Origin of the sequence: Pseudomonas mediterranea CFBP 5447, assembly GCF_000774145.1 — a bacterium.
GTDB classification, from domain to species: domain Bacteria; phylum Pseudomonadota; class Gammaproteobacteria; order Pseudomonadales; family Pseudomonadaceae; genus Aquipseudomonas; species Aquipseudomonas mediterranea.
The window spans coordinates 733239-751021 of record NZ_KN322987.1; the positions used below are offsets into that span (position 1 = coordinate 733239).

The window sequence follows — 17783 nt, forward strand, 5'->3', positions numbered from 1 at the left end:
CAAATACGGCTAGGCGAACACCTATCGGCATCACCGATCCTGTCGCCCAACGTCCTTCCAGGAGCCTGTACCCGGTGCCAGCCAAATCGACCGATGCTGCCTACATAAAGCGATTCAACACTGTACTCGCCTACATCGGCGCCAACCTCGAGGGCGACCTGTCGGTGAATACGCTGAGCCAGGTTGCGAACTTCTCGGCGTTTCACTTCCACCGGCAGTTCACTGCATACATGGGGTTGCCTGTCGCACGGTACGTGCAACTGATGCGCCTGCGACAGGCGGCCAATCGCCTGGCGTCGCGTGCGGATTATGCAGTGCTGGAGGCAGCCCTCGATGCCGGCTTCGAAAGCCCCGAGGCGTTCAGCAGAGCCTTCAGGCGAGCGTTCGGCGTGGCGCCGAGTACATTCAGGCAGCAACCGAGCTGGCAGGTCTGGAATGCGGCGTTTGAAGTTCCCCACTTTTCCAGGAGCGTCATCATGCAACTACATATCGTGGACTTTCCCGAAGTCAGGGTCGCCGCACTCGAACATCGCGGCCCGGCACAACTTCTCGATGAAAGCGTGCGCTATTTCATCCAGTGGCGCATGCAGAGCGGACAATCGCCAGTGGCATCGAGTCGTACTTTCGGCATTCCCTTCAGCAACCCCGACACCACGCCGCCGGAGGCGTTTCGCTTTGCCATTTGCGGTGAGATACACCAGGCAGTCACGCCGAACACCTTCGGCGTACGGGAAACCCTCATCGCCGGCGGCCGCTACGCCGTGGTGCGCCACGTGGGCTCGACAGATCTCATCAGCGAGAGCATCTACCCGATCTACCGCGACTGGCTGCCGAACAGCGGAGAAGAGCTTCGCGACCAGCCGCTGTTCTTTCACTACTTGAGCGTGTACCCAGAGACACCGAAGGACCAGTGGGAGACGGATATTTATGTGCCATTGCAGTAGAGGTCTCGGGACTGTGGGAGCGCGCCTTGCTCGCGATGGCGGCAGCACAGCCAACATCCCGGCAAGTTGACCCACCGCTATCGCGAGCAGGCTCGCTCCCACAATGGTTCGAGGATGTACGCAGCCTTTTGCATACGCCACAAAACCCTGTGGGAGCGAGCCCTGCTCGCGATGGCGTCAGCACATTCAACACCTGCGTGACTGACACTCCGCTATCGCGAGCAGGCTTCAGATCGGCCTGTCCGCGACCCTGGCATTCCATTGTGCCCGGTAGCGCTCACGCCACCCCGGACTGCCTTTATCCAGCCACTCCAACGTCGCCTCGATACTGTCCGGGCTGATGATGAAGTGATTGATATGTTCCTCGATCCGCTCGTGGGACAAATGCAGCGAATCCAGATAGCCGGTGAAGGACTTCGCCAACACGACGTACTCATCGCCTTGCTGGCGGCGGCCGGTCCAGGCGGGTAGGCCTGCGACCATCGCCGCCACGTCCTGGCGACCTTCACGCAGGTCCAGGAGCAACAGGCTCGCGCCGCCGTCACGTCCGATCGGCAGCAGTCCGGTCGCGGGGAAGCCGGGTTCCGCTCGCAGTTGCTCCAGCTCGAAGGGGTTGGATTCATACGCTTTATCCGGATCCAGCCCATACAGCGAAAAACTCAGCAGTTCCTCGTCGCCGTTGGCCAGGGTCGCGACGACATCGTATTCCACGCAGGCGCCGTTGCAGGTCTTGAGAAACCGCCGGTAGTCTTCCGGCAGGCGGGCGCCAAGGCTGGTTTCCAGTTGCGAGATGGCAAGGTCCGTGGCACCTGCGCGGGTTCGTTCGAGGATCAATCCGTGATATTCCATCATTGGGGCTCACAAGTGCATGACGTGAAGGCGGTACTCGACCAGTGGCCTGTACGTTAATTTGAGTGGGCGAATCAGTCGCGCATTAGCCCTTGGTCGGGGTCTTATCGGTCGGTTTACGCTTTTTGGAAGCAGCCACCTTGTATTCACCGGTACCGGCCTCCGTTGCCAGGTGTGCGACCAATGGCTCGTTGCGAGCGCTGTATTGCGCGGGCTTCCTGGCGTTAGGGCGAGCGGTTTCAATCGGGGTCGGCTTGGCCGGGACTGCCGAGAGGAAAGCACCCGGCTCCATCGCAAACCGTTGTGCCAGCGCGTACGCCATCTTGTGGCTGATGGGCCGATCCCCACTCAACACCTTGGACACCGCCGTCTTGTCGCCAATCTCGGGGAGGTCCGAACCCGTGAGCCCAAGCGTCTCCATCAGGTCCCGGATCAGTTGCACCGGGGTGCATGTCGCTTCAAAAGCGGCGGTGGATTCGCGAAACTGGTCGGAGTCGCGCTGGTAGGCCAGTATTTCGTCTTCGAGTTCGACGAGGATTTTCTCCTCGACCTTGCTCAGTTCACGCCCGTCGGTGAGTTCGTCAAGCAGATCGGTCGCACGCTCATAGTCGGCGGGTGTCCTGATGCCATGCACGAACTCGCCACGCAGACGCTCCAGCACCGCGTGTAGCTCGCCAAGCGTTGCGATCACGGTCTGAAAGTCATTCCTGACTGCGCTCATCGTTTTACTCCTTTGTTTCTTGCATACCAGACGTTGGCAACGTCGTAATCGGCATGTGTGCAGATGTGTTTGACGTAGAACTTCTGTCGGATGTAGTGGACTCCCCCTATCACCCTGAGATTGTTGCCACCTACGTCAATCACGACCCAATTCGCTGTGGCCCTCGGTTTGAACAGGTCGATACCGTGGGTACCGAACAGTTTCTGCAGGTCCGCGAATGCTGTCGGACGGGCCATCTTCAACAGGCGCCGGCAGCGATCGAGCCCGGCCTTGTCGTTCGGGTACAAAATGGCGGCAGCGTCAAAACGTGATGGCTTGAGTATATCCATAGGCTTCCCTGTCCTTGAGTCGGATGCTACTCCAGTTGTGTTTTTTCACAACCGGAATTTTTCGGCAATGGTGAAGGTCAAGGAGCGTTCTCCGGAAAATGGTCGCGCTCCTCCTGCTGATACTGCCTGGGTGTGCAGCCAAACTCCCGACGAAATACTGTGTGCAGATATTGCGCCGACTTGAACCCACAATTGCGGGCAATGTCAGCGATCGCCAAATCCGCTCTCTCCAACCCACGGGCAGCCGCGGCCAACCTGAACCGCAAGATCTCGTCATGCACGCTGCACCCTCGCTCCTTGCGGAAATGCGCTTCCAGCGATGACCGCGACACCCCCACATACCCCGCCACCTGCGCGGTCTTGATGCCCTGGCAAGCGTATTGACGAATGAACAGCAGCGCCTGCATGACGTAGGGGTTACCCAACGGTTGATGCAGGCTCGAGGCCTGCACGTTGATCGCGTCGGGTGGTATCAGTATCTGCGTACCCGTGGACGGCATACCGTGCAGCATCTGATGGAGCAATCGCGCGGCAGTGCGGCCCATGGTTTCGGTGCCTTGGATCACCGAGCTCAGGGGCACTCGGGTCAGGCTGCGGGTCAGAGGGTCGTTGTCGATGCCGATCAGCGCCACTTGTTCCGGCACGGCGATGCCGGCGGTCAGACAGGCTTGCAGCAGTTGGCGGGCGCGGGCATCGCTGACGGCGATGATGCCGATGGGCTTGGGCAGGCTCTGCAGCCAGGCGATCTGCTGTTCAACCGCGCTGTCCCACAGCGGCGCGCTGGTGCCCATGCCGCGATAAACCTCGGCCGGCAAGCCATCGCGTTGCACCAGCGAACGGAAGGCTTTCTCCCGCTCCTGAGCCCAGCGATTGGCCTGTGCTTCGGGCAGGCTGAAACAGGCGAAGCGCGTGAGGCCAGCTTCGATCAGGTGCTCGTAGGCCAGCTTCATCAGCGCGAAATTGTCGGTGGCAACATAGGGAATGCCCTTGGGATAAGCGCGCTCATCCTGATAGGAACCGCCCACCGCCACCACCGGCAAGCGGATCCCGGCCAACGCTTCGCCAATCAGCGGGTCATCGAAGTCGGCGATGATCCCGTCACCCTGCCAGCGTTCGATCCCCTTCAGCCGGCACAGGAAGTCCTCCTCCAGGAACAGGTCCCAGGACGCTCGGGTGCTGCTCAGGTAGTTGCCGATGCCGCTGATGATGCCGCGGTCGTAGATCTTGCTGCCGTTGAACAACAGCGCAATGCGGTGCACGGGGGGGACGGTTTTCATTGTTTTTTCACCCTGGGCCGGTGAACACAGCCTAGGCGTGTGAATCTGGAAGCTCAATACAAAATCGAACGACTCGTTGGTGATTTTCATAATCATCAGCCACAGGGCCGGCGTTAGTATCGAGACACCGCCAAGAATAAAAAGGATATCGCCCATGCCGTACTTCCCCGGTGTCGACAAGATTCGCTACGAAGGCCCCGCCAGCGATTCGCCCCTCGCCTTCCGTCACTATGACGCTGACAAGCTCGTCCTCGGCAAACCCATGCGCGAACACCTGCGAATGGCGGTGTGCTACTGGCACACATTCGTCTGGCCAGGGTCCGACGTGTTCGGTGCCGGCACCTTCAAGCGCCCCTGGCAACACGCCGGGGACCCGATGGAACTGGCCATCGGCAAGGCCGAAGCCGCCTTCGAGTTCTTCTCCAAACTGGGCGTCGACTACTACTGCTTCCACGACACCGACGTCGCCCCGGAAGGCAGCTCGCTGAAGGAGTACCGTAACCACTTCGCGTTGATGACCGACCACCTGGAGCGCCATCAGGAACAGACCGGAATCAAGCTGTTGTGGGGCACCGCCAACTGCTTCAGCAACCCGCGCTTTGCCGCCGGTGCCGCCACCAATCCAGACCCGGAAATCTTCGCTTGCGCCGCCGCCCAGGTGTTCAGCGCCATGAATGCCACCCTGCGCCTCAAGGGGGCCAACTACGTGTTGTGGGGCGGTCGTGAAGGTTACGAAACCCTGCTCAATACCGACCTGAAACGCGAGCGCGAGCAACTGGGTCGCTTCATGGGCATGGTGGTCGAGCACAAGCACAAGATCGGCTTCAAGGGCGACCTGCTGATCGAGCCCAAGCCCCAGGAGCCGACCAAGCACCAATACGATTACGACAGCGCCACGGTCTTCGGCTTCCTGCAGCAATTCGGCCTGGAGAACGAGATCAAGGTCAACATCGAGGCCAACCACGCGACCCTGGCCGGGCACAGTTTCCATCACGAAATCGCCACCGCCACTTCGCTGGGCATCTTCGGCAGCATCGACGCCAACCGTGGCGATCCGCAGAACGGCTGGGACACCGACCAGTTCCCCAACAGCGTTGAGGAAATGACCCTCGCCACCTACGAAATCCTCAAGGCCGGCGGGTTCAAGAATGGTGGGTTCAACTTCGACGCCAAGGTCCGTCGCCAGAGCGTGGACGAGCTCGACCTGTTCCACGGCCATGTCGCAGCGATGGACGTCCTGGCCCAGGCCCTGGAGCGCGCAGCCGCCATGGTGCAGAACGACCGGCTCCAGCACTTCAAGGATCAACGCTACGCCGGCTGGCAGCAGCCGTTCGGCCAGGCGGTGCTGGCGGGCAAGTTCAGCCTCGCCTCGCTGGCCGAGCATGCCTTCGTCAACGAGCTCAATCCCCAGGCGGTCAGCGGCCGGCAGGAGATGCTCGAAGGCGTCGTCAACCGGTTCATCTATCCCTGACTCCGTGGAATTCGCCGGCGCAGCGAGGCTGTTACATTCTCGCGACAAATCTCTGCCCGCAGCGCCTGGCGACTCTCTACAGTTCTACCGGCATCACGCTCATCGTCAGGCAGTGTCTTTCAAACAAAAATAAAAGGACGCACCACAATGAAAAATGTAAAACGCACGTTACTCGCCAGCGCCCTGGCCCTGCTGTCGCTTCCGGTCATGGCCGATGCGGCGCACCCGAAGATCGGTTTCTCCATTGACGACCTGCGCCTGGAACGCTGGTCCCGGGACCGCGACTACTTCGTTGCGGCGGCGGAAAAAATGGACGCCAAGGTCTTCGTGCAATCAGCCGATGCCAACGAGCAGAAGCAGATTTCGCAGATCGAAAACCTCATCTCCCGTGGCGTCGACGTGATCGTCATCGTGCCGTTCAACGCCACCGTGCTGACCAACGCCGTCGCCGAAGCCAAGAAGGCCGGGATCAAGGTGGTGTCCTACGACCGGCTGATCCTGAACGCCGATATCGACGCCTACATTTCCTTCGATAACGAAAAGGTCGGCGAAATGCAGGCCAGCGGCGTGCTGAAAGCCGCGCCCAAGGGCAACTACTTCCTGCTCGGCGGCGCCCCCACTGACAACAACGCCAAGGTCCTGCGCGAAGGCCAGATGAAGGTGCTGCAACCGGCCATCGACAAGGGCGATATCAAGATCGTCGGCCAACAGTGGGTGAAGGAATGGAACCCCACCGAAGCCTTGAGCATTGTTGAAAACGCCCTGACGCGGAACAACAACAAGATCGACGGCATCGTCGCCTCCAACGACGCCACCGCAGGCGGCGCCATCCAGGCCCTGGCCGCGCAGAAAATGGCCGGCAAGGTACCGATCTCGGGCCAGGACGCCGATCTGGCAGCGGTCAAGCGGGTGATCGATGGCACCCAGACCATGACCGTCTACAAGCCTCTGAAGCTGATCGCCTCCGAAGCCGCCAAGCTCTCGGTACAGCTAGCGCGTAACGAGAAGCCGTCCTTCAGTTCGCAGTACGACAACGGCAGCAAGAAAGTCGACACCATCCTGCTTACCCCGACCCCGTTGACCAAGGACAACATCGACCTGCTGGAAAAAGACGGTTTCTATACCAAGGCGCAGATCGCCGGGCAGTAAGTTGAGCACCACCGGTCAGTGAAACACAGTCCTTGTGGGAGCGAGCCTGCTCGCGATGGCGGTCGCACATTCAATATTGATGCAAGCTGAACCACCGCTAAGCGCTCGTCCGAGCGTCCCACAGGGAATTGACCGGCAGGCTTATGTGTAAGACCTTCCCACGAGTCCTTGCCATGTCCGATTACCTGCTGCAAATGAACGGCATCGTCAAAATCTTCGACGGTATCAAAGCCCTGAATGGCATCGACATCAAGGTCCGGCCGGGGGAATGCGTCGGCCTGTGCGGCGAGAACGGCGCCGGCAAATCCACCTTGATGAAAGTCCTTTCGGCGGTCTACCCCTATGGCACCTGGGACGGTGAAATCCTCTGGGACGGCCAGCCGCTCAGGGCGCAATCCATCAGCGAAACCGAAGCCGCCGGGATCGTCATCATTCACCAGGAATTGACCCTCGTACCCGATCTTTCGGTGGCCGAAAACATCTTCATGGGCCACGAACTGACCCTGCCCGGCGGGCGCATGAACTACCCGGCGATGATCCACCGCGCCGAAGCCCTGATGCGTGAGCTCAAGGTGCCGGACATGAACGTCTCGCTCCCGGTGTCGCAATATGGTGGTGGCTACCAGCAACTGGTGGAAATCGCCAAGGCGTTGAACAAACAGGCGCGGCTGCTGATTCTCGACGAACCTTCATCGGCCCTGACCCGTTCGGAAATCGAGGTGCTGCTGGATATCATCCGTGACCTCAAGGCCAAGGGCGTAGCCTGCGTCTACATCTCCCACAAGCTCGATGAAGTGGCGGCGGTGTGCGACACCATTTCGGTGATCCGCGACGGCAAGCACATCGCGACCACCGCCATGGCCGACATGGACATCCCCCAGATCATCACCCAGATGGTCGGGCGGGAAATGAGCAACCTCTACCCTACCGAACCCCATGACATCGGCGAGGTGATTTTCGAAGCCCGCCATATCACGTGCTACGACGTCGATAATCCCCGGCGCAAACGGGTCGACGATATTTCGTTCAGCCTCAAGCGCGGGGAAATCCTCGGCATCGCCGGGCTCGTCGGTGCCGGCCGCACGGAACTGGTGTCGGCGCTGTTCGGTGCCTACCCCGGCCGCCATGAAGGAGAAGTGTGGCTGGATGGCCAACCGATCGACACTCGCACGCCCCTAAAGTCGATCCGCGCCGGCCTGTGCATGGTTCCCGAAGACCGCAAGCGCCAAGGGATCATTCCAGACCTGGGCGTCGGCCAGAACATCACCCTTGCGGTGCTGGAGAATTTCTCGAAGCTGACCCGCATCGACGCCGAAGCCGAACTGGGCAGCATCGACCGGGAAATCTCGCGCATGCACCTCAAGACGGCGAGTCCGTTCCTGCCGATCACCAGCCTCTCCGGCGGCAACCAGCAAAAAGCCGTGCTGGCGAAGATGCTCCTGACCCAGCCCCGCGTGCTGATTCTCGATGAACCGACCCGCGGCGTGGACGTTGGCGCCAAGTACGAGATCTACAAGTTGATGGGCGCGCTGGCGGCCCAAGGCGTGTCGATCATCATGGTTTCCTCTGAACTCGCTGAAGTGCTGGGGGTTTCCGACCGCGTGCTGGTGATCGGTGAAGGCCAGTTGCGCGGAGACTTCATCAACCACGAACTCACCCAGGAACAAGTGCTCGCTGCCGCGCTCAGCCACCCCGATGGCCATAACAATAATGATCGGAAGTCCGCGTAGATGAATCAGGTCAAACAACTCTTCTCCCGCTACAAAATGCTCGCGCTGGTGATCGCCGTGGCGATCATCTGGCTGTTCTTCAGCTGGCAGACCGACGGCGGTTTCCTGACCCCGCGCAACCTGTCCAACCTGCTGCGGCAGATGTCCATCACCGGCATCCTCGCCTGCGGCATGGTGTTGGTGATCATCAGCGGGGAAATCGATCTGTCGGTGGGCTCGTTGCTCGGATTGCTGGGTGGCCTGGCGGCGATTCTCGACGTGGTCTATCACATACCGCTGCTGGCCAACCTCAGTCTGGTGGCCCTGTGCGGCTTGGTCATCGGCCTGGCCAATGGCTTCATGACCGCCTACCTGCGCATCCCTTCGTTCATCGTGGGGCTGGGCGGCATGCTGGCGTTTCGCGGGATCCTGCTGGGCATCACCGGCGGCACCACCATTGCCCCGGTCTCGCCGGAGCTGGTCTACGTCGGCCAGGGCTACTTGCCGCAAACCGTCGGTGTGGCGCTGGGCGTACTGCTGTTCGCCCTCACTGTTTTCCTGACCTGGAAACAGCGCCGCAACCGCGCCCTCCATGGCCTGGCGGCACACTCGCTGGTGCGTGACGTGTTGCGCGTGGTGGCGATTGGCGCGGTGCTGGCGGGGTTCGTCCATACCCTCAACAGCTACGACGGCATTCCGGTTCCGGTGCTGCTCCTGCTGATCCTGCTGGGGGTATTCAGCTACGTCACCAGCCAGACCGTGTTCGGACGGCGTGTCTACTCGGTGGGCAGCAACATGGAGGCCACGCGGCTGTCCGGCATCAACGTGCAGGCGGTGAAACTGTGGATCTTCGGCATCATGGGGGTGATGTGCGCCCTCGCCGGCCTGGTCAACACCGCGCGCCTGGCAGCGGGCTCACCCTCGGCCGGTAACATGGGCGAACTCGACGCCATCGCCGCCTGCTTCATCGGCGGCACCTCGATGCGCGGCGGCTCCGGCACCGTCTATGGCGCCCTCCTCGGCGCGCTGGTCATCACCAGCCTGGACAACGGCATGTCGATGCTCGACGTCGACAGTTACTGGCAGATGATCGTCAAGGGCAGCATCCTGGTGCTGGCGGTGTGGGTGGATGTGAGTACGCGGGTTGGGCGGCGTTGATGGGGGCCTGGCCTGCTGAAAATCTCGTAGGAAATCCGCACCCGTGGCGAGGGAGCTTGCTCCCGCTGGGGTGCGTAGCAGCCCCAACCGACCGCCTCATCTCGCCAGGTACACCGTGGGCTCAGGTTTACGGTGACTGCGTCACCGAGCGGGAGCAAGCTCCCTGGCCACAGGGAGCGGAGGTTGGATCTCATTGGCGTCCCCCTCGCACTGCAGCTCGTCTCGCTGGTATCCCCGCTGTTTCGTACGGGGCAAGGAGAATATCTGGTCTATAGTTTCCCTTCAGGCAACTGATATTTTTCGCAGGGACGCGCGGGTGTCATTCAGGGAGCACATCATGTCGATCCAACGGACAAGTGGACTGAGACTGGCTCCCGGTATCACGGCATCCGAAGACACCACATCCAAGGGCTTGAGCCATATCTTCCGAGATTGGCTCGGCCATCTCAGGGAAGCCTATATCCTGCTGCCGCTGTTGTCCGTTCTGCTCCTGCTTGCCCTCTGGTCCGCCACCCTCTACCTCATCAAGGTCGAACAGACCCGTGCCCAGCGCAACGCAGCAACGGTCAGCCAGGAAATCGGTGCCACGTATGAGGCGCAGATACTGCGTGCGGTGCGTGAGATCGACCAGACCCTCAAGCTCGTCAAGTACACCTACGAGGCCGAGGGCGAGCGCAACCCGCTGCCGCGGCTCAAGGAGCGGGCGCTGTTGCCGCCGGCCCTGTTGTTCGATGTCAGTGTGGTCAACGCCGATGCCAAGCCGATCGCCAGCACCCGGGCGAACGAAACGGGACCTGCCAGCGACCCGGATGAGCTGCGGACATTGCGCAACAACGATACGCTGCTGATCAGCCGTCCCTGGAAGGACCCTTTGTCCGGTGAGTGGCGCTTGCGCTTCAGCCGTCGCCTCAACGCGCCGGATGGCGTGTTCTCGGGTGTCGCCAGGGTCGACGTGGATGCCGCGTATTTCACCAGCAGTTACGATGCCGCGAAACTCGGTGAGCGAGGCGTGCTCGGGCTGCTGGGCACCGACGGTGTCTTTCGGGTACGGCGCACCGGGGAGTCGGTCCGGGCCGGCGATACGGTCGACTATGAGGCGTTGGTGCCGGATACCGAAGACATCCAGACATCGTTGCTGACCAACAGTTGGGATGGTGTGCGGCGCTACACCAGTGCCCGCCAGCTCTATGACCTGCCCTTGGCGGTGATCGTCGGCTTATCCGAAGAAGAACAGCTGCTTGCCGTGAACCGGCAAGCCCAGACCCATCTGCGGCGGGCAGCGGGTGCCAGCCTGTTGCTGGTGCTGCTCGCCGGCTTGCTGAGTCGAATGAGCTGGCAGCTTGCGCAAAGCCGGCTGCAGGCCGCCGAAGCCAAGGTGGCCTATGCCGAGCGCGTCGAATACCTCGCCTATCACGACGCCCTCACAGCGCTGCCCAATCGCAGCCTGTTCAGCAAGCTGTTGATTCAGCACATCCACGAAGCCCATCGTTATCAGCGACAAATGGCCGTGCTGTTCCTCGACCTGGACCGTTTCAAGCAAATCAACGACACCCTCGGCCACGATGCCGGCGACCAGTTGCTGCAAGAAGTCGCGAACCGCCTCAAGGGTTGTCTGCGCGAAAGCGATATCGTTGCCCGATTGGGCGGCGACGAGTTTGTGGTGTTGCTGCCCCAACTGTCCGATGAAAAATATGCAGCGGCCACCGCCCAGAAAATCCTCTCCGCCATTGCCCGGCCCTTCAATCTTCGAGGGAAAGAGTTCCGGGTCACGGCCAGCATCGGTATCAGTCTCTTTGCCCGGGATGGCCAGGACGAACAAACCCTGAAGAAAAACGCCGATATCGCGATGTACCAGGCCAAGCAACAGGGGAAAAACACCTTCCAGTTCTACTCCGAGAAGCTGAATGCGGAATCGTTGGAGCGGCAGACACTGGAACTCGGCCTGCGTCATGCACTTGAACGTAACGAGTTCCGTCTGCACTACCAGGCCAAGCGGGATATCCGCAGCGGCAAGATCACCGGCATGGAAGCCCTCCTGCGCTGGGAGCATCCCGACCTGGGACTGGTGGCCCCCATGCAGTTCATTCCGGTGGCCGAAGAGACCGGCCTGATCGTCCCTATCGGTAAGTGGGTGCTCAGGACGGTCTGCGAGCAGAACGTGGCCTGGCAACAACAGGGCCTGCCGCACCTGTGCGTCGCCGTGAACCTGACGGCCCGCCAGTTTGTCGATGAACACCTCTTGAGCGACCTTGCGACGATACTGGCAGACACCGGCATGGACGCCCGCCTGCTGGAGCTGGAGATCACCGAAAGCCTGCTCATGCAGAACGTCAGGAAGACCCTGCAGGTGCTGACCGGTCTCAAGGAACTGGATATCCGGATCGCCATCGATGACTTCGGTATCGGCTACTCTTCGCTCTCGGCCCTCAAGCAGTTCCCGCTCGACTCGATCAAGATCGACCGCTCGTTCATCCGCGACGTCACCAGCGTGGCGGAAGACAAAGCCTTGACCGAGGCCATCATCACCATGGGCAGGAGCCTCAGCCTGACCGTGGTCGCCCAGGGCGTGGAAACCAAGGAGCAAGCCGACTTCCTGCGGGACAACGCCTGCGACGAGTTCCAGGGGTTCTACTTCAACAAGCCGGTACCTGCCGATCAGTTCAAGGCATTGCTGCAAGCACAGGCCGCGCGACCCGCCACAGGCGTGTAGGCGTTCATTGGGGATCGGACGGCAGTACCCTGACGCTGCCATCCACTTCACGCGCATCGATGTAGCCGATGGAAGCGGGATTGCCGGCGACATGCTTCTTCACTTCCGCACCGTTCGAAACCGTCTCCGGGGGCTGGCCCCGGCCGGTAAAAATGATTTTCGACCAGTGCGTCTTGAGCTGCGCGGCAGATTTGCCGGTGTAGGTGCTGTAGAACTCATCGCGGGCCGCAGAGCCCTCAGGCTGGTCGATTGGAATGGCCTGACCGCCCTCGGGAAAACGACTGGTCTTGCCCAGGAAAATATTTGCCACCTGATTGCTCGCCAGCGCTTTCACCGGGCTGGCCGTCGAGACGATCACTACCACGTCAGCCATTACAAGCGTGCTGGCCGCATACAAGACCACTACCGTCACGGCACATCCCGTGCCCTTGAGAAACCGCATGATCGGCCTCATCAGAAGACAAAATCGACAGCGAGGCTGAGCACGCTGAACGAGCCACCCGGCTCGAAACCCGGCTGGAAGTTGGTCAACGGCCCCGTCGTGATGCCATCCATCCGGGTGTGGTCGTACTGCAATTTGGCGTCCATGTTCTTCGTGAAATCCCAGCGTACGCCCAGTGACAGGGTTTGCTGACGGCTGCCGGCGCCCAGGATGGCGTTGAGTGTCCCGTTGAGTTCCGCCGCGGCATCGGCCGGGCCCGGTGGCAACGTCGAAGTGTCCAACCCTTCGCTGGACGTGTCGCTCAGCGTCTTTGACCGCGCATACGTGATGTAAGGCGTGAACGCCTCGATCCGGTAGCCACCACTGACATACCAGGCGCTCACCTCACCAAACACCGCATGACTGTCGAAATGCCCCCATTCGCCCATGACGAACCAGTCACCCGGATCATAGATGGCCCCAACGCCGACGAAATTGAAGTCCTTGCCCTTGGTGTCGTAGCGATTGGCGATGGCGTTGCCTTCCTCGCCGAACTGCCGGAAACCCTCGAAGAGCGGATTGAACGGCTCGTAGGTCAAGCGCGTGTGCTGATAAGTAATGCGGGTGGTCAGGGCACCGTATTCGGTCAGGTTGGAAACACCCCATGAGCCTCTGGCCCGTGTCTCGCCCGTATCGTTGGGCATCCGGACCGTGCTCTGGCCGACGTTGCCTTGCACGGTATTGATGACATCGCCCATGTGCAGCCGGTAGCTGAGATCCATGCCATCGGTCGCAGTGACGGGGATCATGCTGTAGACCTCCCCCGGTGGGCGCACCCAGGGAAGCGTATAGCCGACCTTGCGGGTGTCGGAGAACAGGAAGGCCGGCTGCACCGTGCGGCCGATACGCAGGCTGAAATCGGGGGTGACCTGATACTTGAAGTTCGCCCATTCGACGTAGGGACGGTAGCTGTTGTCATAACGCTGTTCCGAGATCACCTGCACCACCGCCGAGAGTTCCGGGGTGAAGCGTGCCGTCACTTGCGCACCAACCAGGCTGTCGACATCGGCACTCCAATTGCGCGCGTGTCCGGCGCCGTTGGGCTTGTAGATGCTGGAGGTGAAGTCGGCCTTCTTCTCGCTGGAATGAACCACACCGACCGTACCGAAACTGCTTACGGAAAACGTCGGCCCGTCGGCATCGGCGGCGTTGGCCGTGCAGGCATAAAGCGACATCACGGCCAGGGCCAGCGGACTGAGTCGAGGCGCCATGGAGTCAGTGCGGCCTCGACGGGAGAATCCACCCATCCAGGCAGGCTATTGCTACGGGACCTTGTTCGGGATTTTCTGAAGGAATTGCCACCATTCGTTCCAGTCCTTATGACGTCGGTTCAATACCATGAGCGAATTGTAGACGACAAAACTCCCCGTGCCCGGATCATGCAAGGGTCGCCTGACTCAAGCCCTTGATGGGCAGCTCCAGGGTGAACGTAGCCCCCTGCCCCGGTCCGTCGCTTTGCGCCCTCAGCACACCGCCCATTTCCATCGCCGCCAGGACACAGCTATGCAAACCGAAACCATGGCCCTCTTTGCGTGTGGTGAAGCCATGGGCAAAAATTCGCGTCAGGTTCTCCTCGGCGATCCCTTCGCCATTGTCGATCACCTGGATGATCAGCTTCTGCTCCGCCGTCAGCTCGGCATGGAGGGTAATCAACGGCTGCCGATCCGACATGTCGATCATCGCGCCGCTGGCATTCTTGATCAGGTTGACCATGATCATCAGCACCCGATGCTTGTCCAGCTGCACCGCGGGCACTGCGGAAAACTCCTTCAACACCGTGACCCGACGGGCCTTGATAATGCCCGCGTTCATGCGCAGCGCGTCCTCGAGCAAGTGCTCGACCTGCACGCTCTCACAGAGACTGGACACGCCCGAGTACGACTGCTGGGCTGCGACGACTTCCTTGATGTGATCGATGCTCTTGGCCAACTGTTCGAGCTCGTCGGACATGCTTTTCTGTTCCACAGCCAACGCTTCCGTCACCTGATTCAGATACCCCGGAAGCAACTTGCCTTTCTCGTCTTCAGAGAGAAACTGGCCCAGGTCCGCGGCATGCTGGTTCATCAGTTGCATCGCTTTGCTTAACCCCAGGGCTTTGCTGGTACGCAGCTTCTGCGTCAGGACCTCGGCGGAAACATTCACGCTGTTGAGCACGTTCCCCACATTGTGCAGAACGTTGGTGGCGATCTCCGCCATGCCGGCCTGACGGGCAACCGCCACCAGTTGGGTCTGGGCTTCGGCGGTGCGCAAACGACTTTGCGCCAACTGCCAGCTCGTCCGGCTCAACAAGACAACCAGCAATACCAACAACAGACTGCCTCCTGCGGCCCGCCACTGATAGGTATGGGCCAGCTCGGTGACGGCGGCCAGTTGTTCCTCTTCGGATAACCCGACGATCACCGCCAGGGGCAGGTCATAGAGCTGGCGGGCACTGGTGTAACGCCGCACCCCGTCCCAACTGTTGGTCAACAGCTGCGCCTGGGTGTCCTCGCTGTCCGGGACCAGCGCCCCATAATCGACCGCATCGCCGGCCTGGATCGACTCCCCGGTACGCCATACCCGGAAGACCCCATCGGTGCCCAGCAGCCCGAGCACACCCCGCTCCCCCAGTTTCGAGGTGTCATAGCTGCTGGCGAAATAAGCCGCATCGACCTCGACCCTGGCGACACCCGAAAACGCCCCATCCGACGCATCGAGACGACGACTGAAACGCAGCCGCCACTCATCCGTCGAAGGGTCTTTCCAGGGATGGCTGATCAACAGCGTGTCATTGTTGCGCAGGGTTCTCAGCTCATCCGGGTCGCTGGACGCTGCCGTTTCGTTGGCCCGCGTGCTGGCTACCAGCTTTGCGTCGGCACTGACCACACTCACATCGAACAACAGGGCCGGCGGCAACAACGCCCGCTCCTTGAGCCGGGGCAGCGGATTGCGCTTGCCCTCGGCCTCGTAGGTGTATTTGACGAGCTTGAGGGTCTGATCGATTTCGTGAACCGCCCGCAACATCTGCGCTTCGTAGGTCGCGCTGATCTCCTGGCTGACCGTGGCGGCGTTGTACCGGGCACGCGCCAACTCACTGTTGATGAGGTAGAAGGTCGTCATCCAGATCGCCAGCAACAGCAGGACGGCGAGCAGCGGAAACAGGACGTAGGCTTCCTTGACATGAGCCAGCCCACGCCGAAGCCCCCGCCCCACACCCCCCGAGGCGGTGTCCGTCGACGGGTTGATACCGGTGACCAACCTCAATCCATGGGGCCGTTGAAACAGCATGCTGTGCTCCCTGCGTCGTATCAGCACTTCAGATTAGCGGGCACCCGCCGGGGCTTGGGCTCAAGGAGATGCCAGGAATCGCTTGCGGCGTCCGTGCGCGGCAGATTGCCGATGGGTTCGCTGGAAACTATAGATCACAAACCGCGCGGGCGAACCCGAAGCTGCTGGGATACCGCTATCGCGAGCAGGCTCGCTCCCACCCTGGTCGTGGGCGGGTCACAACATCGGCCACGACGCCAATCCCTGTGGGAGCGAGCCTGCTCGCGGTGCCGGCAGCACATCCAACACCCATGCAAGACCGCTGCGCCCCCTGTGGCGAGGGAGCTCGCTCCCGCTCGGCTGCGCAGCAGTCGTGTGCTTTGCCGAGGCCTACACAACGTCAACCAACATCACCGGCAAGTGGGCCGAATTCCTACGTGAAGGTGGGAAAGTGGTGGCTTGTGGTGCTTGTGTCGTGAGGCCTATATTTTTCCTCGTCGCCCGAAATGGCGATTCGGGTTTGGCGACCTGAATACAGAGAATGCGAAAGCTACCGGCTCATTTGCAGGTATCGACGCACCCGCAAAGCCGCTATATTCCGCGGTGGCTGTGCGCGGGAGATCTTCGGATCTGCCGGTTTTCTCTGTAATCGGTTCGCCAACCTGCGTACAGCCACCACCCATCGTTTGGCGACGACTGGGTGATGGCTTCAGCCAATCAAACAGAGATCTTCAAAATGAATCGATACATGCCTATCACTGGCATTGACTGCGTCCCCGCTACCCTTCTCATCGACACTGAAGCACCGCTCGATGTGCTCTTCGAAACTGCCGACTACCGTATTCGTAGCGTGACCCAGGTGTTGGAGAATATTGCGTTTCGCTCGGAGATCAGCTCGGATACGGTGGTGCTTTCTGATTTTTGCAAAATGCTGACGATAGCGTTGCGCGATGGATGTGATGTGATGGATGTGATTGGGAGGCGGTTGCGGGAGCAGGCTGCCGAATAATCAAAGCGGGCGACTGAAGGTCGTCCGCTTTACTCTCAGGCAGTATGTACTGGCGGTTCGTCAATATTCCAACGTCTTGATTTTGCGTAAGAACATTCGGGGAGTCCTCAGGGACAGATTTGCCTGTCCCTGTTTTTCCGTTTCGATTACCTAGGAACAACGACAGGAATGATCATCGGCGAAGGCGGCGCGGGTGGGTTGATCATGCCTTGGCTTTCCACTATCGGCACGCCTTTGCGCTTGATGCTTTCGAACAGATTTTCCGTGGCCGCTCCATCGATATATCCCCCCTCATCAATGGATGCACTGAGTGCCAATTGACGGCGCTCCTCGGTCAGCTGGAGCTGTTTGGTACGCAGGAAGGTATATAACGAAATTTCCTTCAGCGCCGACAGATCCACATGGGCGATTTCGACATATTTCAGCGCCTTGGGGTCCCATCCCTGCATGTAAAGCCCCTTGGAGGTCAGCGCATAGGTACAGAAATAGTAGGTGCCCGTATTCGAGCCTGGGGTTGAAACGACCAAGGAACAACGACCGTGCTGGAGAATGGGATCGGTCAGCTCAGGATAATCTTTGACAAGTTGCGAAGGGAACTGCGTGCGGTCGTAGTAGATCGTGGCTTTGTCGTAGGGTGTTGTATTGCAAGCGGATAGAAGCATTGTTGTTGATAGGAGGAGAGACGAGTAGAAATGACGCATTGGTTATCCTTAGGTGATTAATTTAGAGC

The 17783-nt window shown here is 60.5% G+C and carries 15 protein-coding genes; 7 read left to right on the forward strand and 8 right to left on the reverse strand.

What is annotated here, in order from left to right:
* The first annotated feature begins 74 nt into the window (after window positions 1–74).
* Window positions 75–944: an AraC family transcriptional regulator gene (locus N005_RS23245; RefSeq protein ID WP_047703331.1), complete on the forward strand. Its 870-nt coding sequence runs from the start codon at window positions 75–77 to the stop codon at window positions 942–944.
* 228 nt (window positions 945–1172) lie between these two features.
* Here the strand turns inward: N005_RS23245 and N005_RS23250 are convergent, their stop codons facing one another.
* From N005_RS23250 to N005_RS23265, 4 genes are all read right to left on the reverse strand, one after another.
* Entirely contained in the window at window positions 1173–1796 is a 624-nt protein-coding gene (locus N005_RS23250) for an SMI1/KNR4 family protein (protein ID WP_047703332.1), read from the reverse strand.
* A gap of 82 nt (window positions 1797–1878) precedes the next feature.
* On the reverse strand, window positions 1879–2514 hold the full coding sequence (locus tag N005_RS23255) for a helix-turn-helix domain-containing protein (protein WP_047703333.1): 636 nt from the start codon (window positions 2512–2514) through the stop codon (window positions 1879–1881).
* Entirely contained in the window at window positions 2511–2843 is a 333-nt protein-coding gene (locus N005_RS23260) for a type II toxin-antitoxin system HigB family toxin (RefSeq protein WP_047703334.1), read from the reverse strand. The genes N005_RS23255 and N005_RS23260 overlap by 4 nt, the downstream gene beginning before the upstream one ends.
* A gap of 77 nt (window positions 2844–2920) precedes the next feature.
* Window positions 2921–4120 carry a XylR family transcriptional regulator gene (locus tag N005_RS23265; RefSeq protein ID WP_047703335.1) on the reverse strand — a complete coding sequence of 400 codons (1200 nt, stop codon included), beginning with the start codon at window positions 4118–4120 and terminating at the stop codon, window positions 2921–2923.
* A gap of 154 nt (window positions 4121–4274) precedes the next feature.
* Here N005_RS23265 and xylA point away from each other — a divergent pair, with 154 nt between their 5' ends.
* The 5 genes from xylA to N005_RS23290 all read left to right on the forward strand — a co-directional run bounded on the left by xylA (window position 4275) and on the right by N005_RS23290 (window position 12317).
* Entirely contained in the window at window positions 4275–5591 is a 1317-nt protein-coding gene (xylA, locus tag N005_RS23270; RefSeq protein ID WP_047703336.1) for a xylose isomerase, read from the forward strand.
* A gap of 147 nt (window positions 5592–5738) precedes the next feature.
* Window positions 5739–6740 carry a D-xylose ABC transporter substrate-binding protein gene (xylF, locus tag N005_RS23275; protein ID WP_047703337.1) on the forward strand — a complete coding sequence of 334 codons (1002 nt, stop codon included), beginning with the start codon at window positions 5739–5741 and terminating at the stop codon, window positions 6738–6740.
* A 173-nt stretch (window positions 6741–6913) separates the two neighbouring features.
* The gene (xylG, locus tag N005_RS23280; protein WP_047703338.1) at window positions 6914–8470 is read left to right on the forward strand and encodes a D-xylose ABC transporter ATP-binding protein; all 1557 of its coding nucleotides are present in this window, start codon (window positions 6914–6916) and stop codon (window positions 8468–8470) included.
* Window positions 8471–9607, forward strand: a complete 1137-nt coding sequence (locus tag N005_RS23285) for a sugar ABC transporter permease (RefSeq protein ID WP_047703339.1) — start codon at window positions 8471–8473, stop codon at window positions 9605–9607.
* A 337-nt stretch (window positions 9608–9944) separates the two neighbouring features.
* The gene (locus tag N005_RS23290; protein ID WP_047703340.1) at window positions 9945–12317 is read left to right on the forward strand and encodes a putative bifunctional diguanylate cyclase/phosphodiesterase; all 2373 of its coding nucleotides are present in this window, start codon (window positions 9945–9947) and stop codon (window positions 12315–12317) included.
* A 4-nt stretch (window positions 12318–12321) separates the two neighbouring features.
* Here the strand turns inward: N005_RS23290 and N005_RS23295 are convergent, their stop codons facing one another.
* From N005_RS23295 to N005_RS23305, 3 genes are all read right to left on the reverse strand, one after another.
* Window positions 12322–12759 (reverse strand): type 2 periplasmic-binding domain-containing protein, encoded by a 438-nt coding sequence (locus N005_RS23295; protein ID WP_047703341.1) that lies wholly within the window; start codon window positions 12757–12759, stop codon window positions 12322–12324.
* An 11-nt stretch (window positions 12760–12770) separates the two neighbouring features.
* A complete protein-coding gene (locus tag N005_RS23300) occupies window positions 12771–14009 on the reverse strand; it encodes a porin (RefSeq protein WP_047703342.1) in 1239 nt (412 codons plus the stop codon).
* Window positions 14010–14175: 166 nt separating this feature from the next.
* Window positions 14176–16065 (reverse strand): sensor histidine kinase, encoded by a 1890-nt coding sequence (locus N005_RS23305; protein ID WP_047703343.1) that lies wholly within the window; start codon window positions 16063–16065, stop codon window positions 14176–14178.
* Window positions 16066–16780: 715 nt separating this feature from the next.
* Here N005_RS23305 and N005_RS23310 point away from each other — a divergent pair.
* Window positions 16781–17053, forward strand: coding sequence for a hypothetical protein (locus tag N005_RS23310; protein ID WP_047704119.1), 273 nt, complete (start codon window positions 16781–16783; stop codon window positions 17051–17053).
* A 146-nt stretch (window positions 17054–17199) separates the two neighbouring features.
* On the opposite strand, the gene N005_RS23315 is transcribed toward N005_RS23310, so the two are convergent.
* Window positions 17200–17754, reverse strand: a complete 555-nt coding sequence (locus N005_RS23315) for a hypothetical protein (protein WP_047703344.1) — start codon at window positions 17752–17754, stop codon at window positions 17200–17202.
* Between the last annotated feature and the right edge of the window lie 29 nt (window positions 17755–17783).

Bases quoted from the DNA above. Each gene is read 5' to 3' on its own strand.
- N005_RS23250 (WP_047703332.1), bottom strand. From the start codon at position 1,796: ATGATGGAATATCACGGATTGATCCTCGAACGAACCCGCGCAGGTGCC.
- N005_RS23255 (WP_047703333.1), bottom strand. From the start codon at position 2,514: ATGAGCGCAGTCAGGAATGACTTTCAGACCGTGATCGCAACGCTTGGC.
- N005_RS23260 (WP_047703334.1), bottom strand. From the start codon at position 2,843: ATGGATATACTCAAGCCATCACGTTTTGACGCTGCCGCCATTTTGTAC.
- N005_RS23265 (WP_047703335.1), bottom strand. From the start codon at position 4,120: ATGAAAACCGTCCCCCCCGTGCACCGCATTGCGCTGTTGTTCAACGGC.
- xylA (WP_047703336.1), top strand. From the start codon at position 4,275: ATGCCGTACTTCCCCGGTGTCGACAAGATTCGCTACGAAGGCCCCGCC.
- xylF (WP_047703337.1), top strand. From the start codon at position 5,739: ATGAAAAATGTAAAACGCACGTTACTCGCCAGCGCCCTGGCCCTGCTG.
- xylG (WP_047703338.1), top strand. From the start codon at position 6,914: ATGTCCGATTACCTGCTGCAAATGAACGGCATCGTCAAAATCTTCGAC.
- N005_RS23285 (WP_047703339.1), top strand. From the start codon at position 8,471: ATGAATCAGGTCAAACAACTCTTCTCCCGCTACAAAATGCTCGCGCTG.
- N005_RS23290 (WP_047703340.1), top strand. From the start codon at position 9,945: ATGTCGATCCAACGGACAAGTGGACTGAGACTGGCTCCCGGTATCACG.
- N005_RS23295 (WP_047703341.1), bottom strand. From the start codon at position 12,759: ATGCGGTTTCTCAAGGGCACGGGATGTGCCGTGACGGTAGTGGTCTTG.
- N005_RS23300 (WP_047703342.1), bottom strand. From the start codon at position 14,009: ATGGCGCCTCGACTCAGTCCGCTGGCCCTGGCCGTGATGTCGCTTTAT.
- N005_RS23305 (WP_047703343.1), bottom strand. From the start codon at position 16,065: ATGCTGTTTCAACGGCCCCATGGATTGAGGTTGGTCACCGGTATCAAC.
- N005_RS23310 (WP_047704119.1), top strand. From the start codon at position 16,781: ATGAATCGATACATGCCTATCACTGGCATTGACTGCGTCCCCGCTACC.
- N005_RS23315 (WP_047703344.1), bottom strand. From the start codon at position 17,754: ATGCGTCATTTCTACTCGTCTCTCCTCCTATCAACAACAATGCTTCTA.